Annotated in this window: 4 protein-coding genes and 1 pseudogene; 4 read left to right on the top strand and 1 reads right to left on the bottom strand. The window is 39.2% G+C overall.

All coding sequences use genetic code 11. The annotated features are described in order from the left end of the window. Nucleotides 1-144: 144 nt before the first annotated feature. The 3 genes and pseudogenes from PN471_RS14710 to PN471_RS14700 all read left to right on the top strand — a co-directional run. Nucleotides 145-411: pseudogene (locus PN471_RS14710) on the top strand (AAA-like domain-containing protein); the annotation flags it as partial. Between the two features lie 687 nt (nucleotides 412-1,098). Continuing rightward, entirely contained in the window at nucleotides 1,099-2,304 is a 1,206-nt protein-coding gene (locus PN471_RS14705; RefSeq protein WP_271777488.1) for a histidine kinase, read from the top strand. Nucleotides 2,305-2,393: 89 nt separating this feature from the next. After that, on the top strand, nucleotides 2,394-2,654 hold the full coding sequence (locus tag PN471_RS14700; protein WP_271777487.1) for a chlororespiratory reduction protein 7: 261 nt from the start codon (nucleotides 2,394-2,396) through the stop codon (nucleotides 2,652-2,654). 117 nt (nucleotides 2,655-2,771) lie between these two features. Here the strand turns inward: PN471_RS14700 and PN471_RS14695 are convergent, their stop codons facing one another. Further along, nucleotides 2,772-3,674 (bottom strand): cation diffusion facilitator family transporter, encoded by a 903-nt coding sequence (locus PN471_RS14695; protein WP_271777486.1) that lies wholly within the window; start codon nucleotides 3,672-3,674, stop codon nucleotides 2,772-2,774. Between the two features lie 261 nt (nucleotides 3,675-3,935). On the opposite strand from PN471_RS14695, the gene PN471_RS14690 reads away from it, so the two are divergent. Next, nucleotides 3,936-4,283, top strand: a complete 348-nt coding sequence (locus tag PN471_RS14690) for a hypothetical protein (protein ID WP_271777485.1) — start codon at nucleotides 3,936-3,938, stop codon at nucleotides 4,281-4,283. Nucleotides 4,284-4,818 lie beyond the last annotated feature (535 nt).

Here is a 4,818-nt window from a genome sequence, read left to right as displayed (position 1 = left end):
GTTGTGATTTTAGGTACTTACAGATCCCCCTAACCCCCCTTGTTAAGGGGGGAAATAGAGTCAAAGTCCCCCTTGTTAAGGGGGATTTAGGGGGATCTGAAAAAATTTGATACACCATGAGAGACTTTTCAAACACCCTCTAAGGGTAATTTCACTTTATCAAATTTTCTGGAAATTGCTCCTACTAATGAAAGTCCTTATGGCAAGTTTTTAAATTTCTATGTTTCTGAATTAGCAGAAGATAAGTTGTTAAAAGCGGCAATGCAGCAAGTAATTAATAGTGATATTCCTATTAAAATAGATTCTACTCAAGCTTTAAAATTACGCAGTTTGGGTTTAATTGAATTTAAAGGAAATGATGTGCAATGTCTTTGTAATTTATATCGTTTTTATTTTCAAGGACGTATATAGCAGTTGTCGCGCTTGATACAATACAACTGTAGGGTGCGTCAGATATCAATAATTTGTTTATTTGCAGGATTTATGCGGTCTGACGCACCCTACCAATATGCCAGTTACGCAAATCATAATACAGTCTAAATTTATACCTTTCTTAGTTGATAGAATATTGATTGGTAACGCCAATAGTGGCGGTTATAGGTGTTGAGGAATTGATAGAAAGTTTTCGCCAATGGTTTGAAGTGGTAAGCTGGGAATAACGCAACTCTGCGGCTGTTTACAGGAATTGATGGACGGCTTAGGGATGATTTAATGCTTCTATTGGGGAAGCGATCGCACAAGTTGCATCGGTGTTACATAATTAGCTAGAGGTTGGTATGCACTTGAATGAGTTACAGAATATGTGGCAAAAGCCTACATTAAGGGACTCTTGACTTCTACTAGGGTTATTTTTTGGGTTCTGTAAATAATTGCTAAAGGAGGTGACGATAGGTTCAACAATTCCTGACTAGAAGCCTAGTAACTGTAAAAGTAAGAGCAAATGGCAGCAAAATTCCGAAAAAAATCCGCTTCCACCCAAAAATATAGATCGGATTGCAGTAGGAAGAATCTAAAATAGATATTAAATTAGAAAAACAACGGCCATTAAGCAACGTCAGTTCATTTCACCGTCTGTAAAGCGTCCCCAGGTTGTTACCAGTGCTGAAACAAGATGTCATGCAAGTTTCCCAGGATCAGCCTATTTATTCTGAGGCTCCACTCCAACTACTGCTGTTTATTGATGGGCGACCTCAGTCCCGTCAACAAGTACAGCGAATTCGTGCTTACTTAAAAGAATTAGAGGCTGGGTATAGTTTTGAACTACAAATTATTGATGTTGGCGAACAACCCTATTTAGCGGAACATTTTAAGTTAGTAGCAACTCCTGCTTTGGTGAAAATTCATCCCGAACCTCAACAAACTATTGCTGGTACTAATATTATTCCGCAATTAAAAATCTGCTGGCCGCGTTGGCAAGCTGCTGTCACCACTTTTTTGAAATCACAGGAAGATTCCCAAGAATGTTTGGATGAGAAGAGTCAGGTGATTGCGCCTAAGTCTACTATTCATTCTGTTGCTACCTCGGCGGAGGCCATTCAACTAGGGGATGAAATTTTTCGTCTGAAGCAGGAAAAGGGGAGACTGCAAGAACAGCTACTGTTTAAAGACCGAGTGATTGCCATTTTAGCCCATGATCTTCGCAATCCTCTGACGGCGGCGGCGATCGCTATTGAAACTCTTCAATCTAATTACAATCCAGATACGGGGGAATTTCCACGCCTGAAACCAGGACTGGCTATACATTTATTAAAACAAGCCCGGACACAAACACGGATCATTGATCGGATGATTGCGGATTTGTTACAGGTCGGGCGAGGTGAGGATATAGAATTCCCAATTGTACCACAAAGGTTGCAATTGGGGGAATTGTGTTTACAAGTATTAGAGGAATTGAGCGATCGCTACACAGCTAAATCCCAAACGGTAGAAACAGATATTCCCCAAGATTTACCCTATGTATATGCTGATCCTGAACGCATTCGGCAAGTCCTAGTTAATCTTTTAGATAACGCCATCAAATATACACCTGTTGGTGGTATTATCACTGTAGCCGGATTACATCGGACTACCCAAAAAGTTCAATTTAGTGTTGGTGACACAGGACCAGGGATTCCCGAAGAAAACCGCGATCGCATTTTTGAGAATCTTTTCCGTCTCCAGCGCGATCGAGGCACGGATGGATATGGAATTGGTCTTTGTTTATGTCAACGCATTATCCGCGCCCATTACGGTCAAATTTGGGTAGATTCATCTCCCCACGGTGGTGCATGGTTTCATTTTACAATGCCAGTATATCCATCGTGAATTAGGGAACAGGTGACAGGGAATAGGGAACAGGGAATAGGATAATAAATTATTACCAATTACCAATTACCAATTACCAATTACCAAAAATGCCAAATCAATTAATGTATCAACAGGATGATTTTGTTGTTTTAGAGACAAATCAACCAGAACAATTTCTCACCGTAGCTGAATTACTACTGAAGCTGGAAACAACCCTATTGCAAATCTCACAGGAGGATTTACCACTAGATTTACAAAAATTTGATTCAATCAGCCAACAAGCACAATATTTACTGGATACTAGTTGTAATTTAGATTTAGGTCCAGGAAAATATTTACAGTGGTATGCAGTCAGGTTGGAAAAATAAAACCCACAATATTCTTCCCAGGATGATGGTATAATATACTCAGTATGATCGGGAAATGCTATATCCCTACTCCCTATCCCTGATGTAAAAAATATTCTGACTCCTGAATTCTTGTCTTTATCTATGTTCGGTTTCAAAAGTTATGCTCTCAGACTGATATGCAGGTGGTTCAACATGAATGAGAATCCTCACAGGATGAAAACGTTGTTCTAGTTGTTTTTCGACTTCTTCCGTGATGTTGTGGGCTGTCTCTACATCTGGTGCATCTACAATGAGATGCATTTCTATAAAAACTTGACGACCAATGACACCACGAGAAGCGATATCATGACAGTTGAGGACACCGGGGACGGAAACGGCGATCGCATGAATAGTTTCGGGGGCGATCGCCATTTGATCTACCAACCAAGGTAAATTTTCGGTTAACACTGACCAACCACTCCAAAACACCAGTAAAGCCACTGGGAAAGCTAGTGCCACATCTAACAATTGATAACCCAGCCACACACCAATTAAACCACCAATAACCGAAATTGTCACCCAAACATCGCTCATAGTATGGGTAGCATCAGCAATTAGAATCGAACTACCTACCCTTTTTCCCACATTCCGTTCATAAAAAGCGACAAAAATATTTACTCCTAAAACAATTAATAATAACCACAATTCTGGAGGTGATATTCTCACAGGTTCACCACCTTTAAGAATCCTTTCCACTGCACCTTGGACAATTTCAAAACAGGCTATTCCTAAAAATGCAGCAATACCTAAAGCGCCCACAGCTTCAAATTTATTATGTCCGTAAGGATGCTCCCGATCTGGTAATGGTGAAGAAAACTTAATAGCCACTAATCCTAAAACATTATTGGCACTATCTGTCACACTATGTAAGGCATCAGCCAGTAAGCTTAAAGAACCTGTCCAATAGCCCACCAGGACTTTTAACCCCATCACGAATACATTGAGCAATAGCGTAATAATTAAAACTCTTCTAACTTCAGTGCGGTTATCGTAAGTCATATATTTATAATTGTGATTTGTGAAAAAAAGAATAGAGAATGTGTTTTCTTTAACTCTTACTGTACAGCAATAAGTATTTGTTGCTAAGAATAAATATATAGAAAATAGGTCAAAACTTGCTAATTAAGAATTTATCTCTTTATTGCACAAAAAGATCCCGGACTTAAGAAGTCGGGGATCTGGATATTGGATATTATAAATATTATAGAGAGCATATTCCGGTAATATGGATAATTACGAATAATTGTTAATAAGTAGCTTATGTCTTCTGCACCTCTCACACTGAATCTAGTAGAAGGTTCTGTTTCCGTCAGTTTTTCACCCCAAGCAGCGCAAGAATTAAAAGCAGCAATAGATGAATTAATGAAAAGCCTCAAAGTTGTTGCTAACAAAACTCCAGGTACAGGTAAAGTCAGTCCCCAACCGTCCTTAGAGTATCGTTACACTGGGGATGTATTTATAGAACTATTCTGCAATCCTAATATCTGGCCGACTCCCTTTGCCGCTAAAGTGTTGTTAACAATTCGCAATCTAGGGATTCGGTTAACGACAGAAGCGGAACTTACCCGTGTTATTGAGGATCTTAATCAGTATTTAGAGCAGTTTTAAATTAACGTCTAAGAGGATGTTTGAAAAGTTTTTAATGTATAAATAAACCCCTCTCCAAACCTCTCCCCGACGCGGGGAGAGGCTTTGAAACCCCCATTCCCTCGCAGGGAATGGGGGCTGGGGGGTTAGGTTTTTGGAAATTATTGGTTTCATCTAATACTTTTCAAACAACCTCTAAACTATGATTTTTGTGATTTTGATGATTTTTATGATCAATCCCTCATCAAAATACAGCGATTTCCAATCATATAAGGTACATCTTAGCCCCCTCATCGCTTGCGGGGAGGGGGTTGGGGGTGGGGTTCTTGTTCCGGGTTTGATGACAATTTGCTGTAATTCTAAAAATCATAGTTCAGACTTTTTTCTCATCTTCATCAAAATAATCCTAAAAATCATAAGTAGGTAGACAAAAATAAATAGAACTATGTTAAGTAAGTTAACAGATTCTGAAATTGGCTCGTAGTTAGGGCTTTAGCCCTACTTTCAGGTCTAAAGACCTTACTACAAACCTTTAATTATTTACGTTACTCTACTT

It is taken from the genome of Aphanizomenon sp. CS-733/32 (assembly GCF_028330045.1).
GTDB lineage: Bacteria > Cyanobacteriota > Cyanobacteriia > Cyanobacteriales > Nostocaceae > Dolichospermum > Dolichospermum gracile.
Note: the sequence above shows the minus strand (reverse complement) of the source record. Positions and strands in the feature narration are given on the sequence as shown.

Bases quoted from the DNA above. Each gene is read 5' to 3' on its own strand.
- PN471_RS14700 (WP_271777487.1), top strand. From the start codon at position 2,394: ATGCCAAATCAATTAATGTATCAACAGGATGATTTTGTTGTTTTAGAG.
- PN471_RS14695 (WP_271777486.1), bottom strand. From the start codon at position 3,674: ATGACTTACGATAACCGCACTGAAGTTAGAAGAGTTTTAATTATTACG.
- PN471_RS14690 (WP_271777485.1), top strand. From the start codon at position 3,936: ATGTCTTCTGCACCTCTCACACTGAATCTAGTAGAAGGTTCTGTTTCC.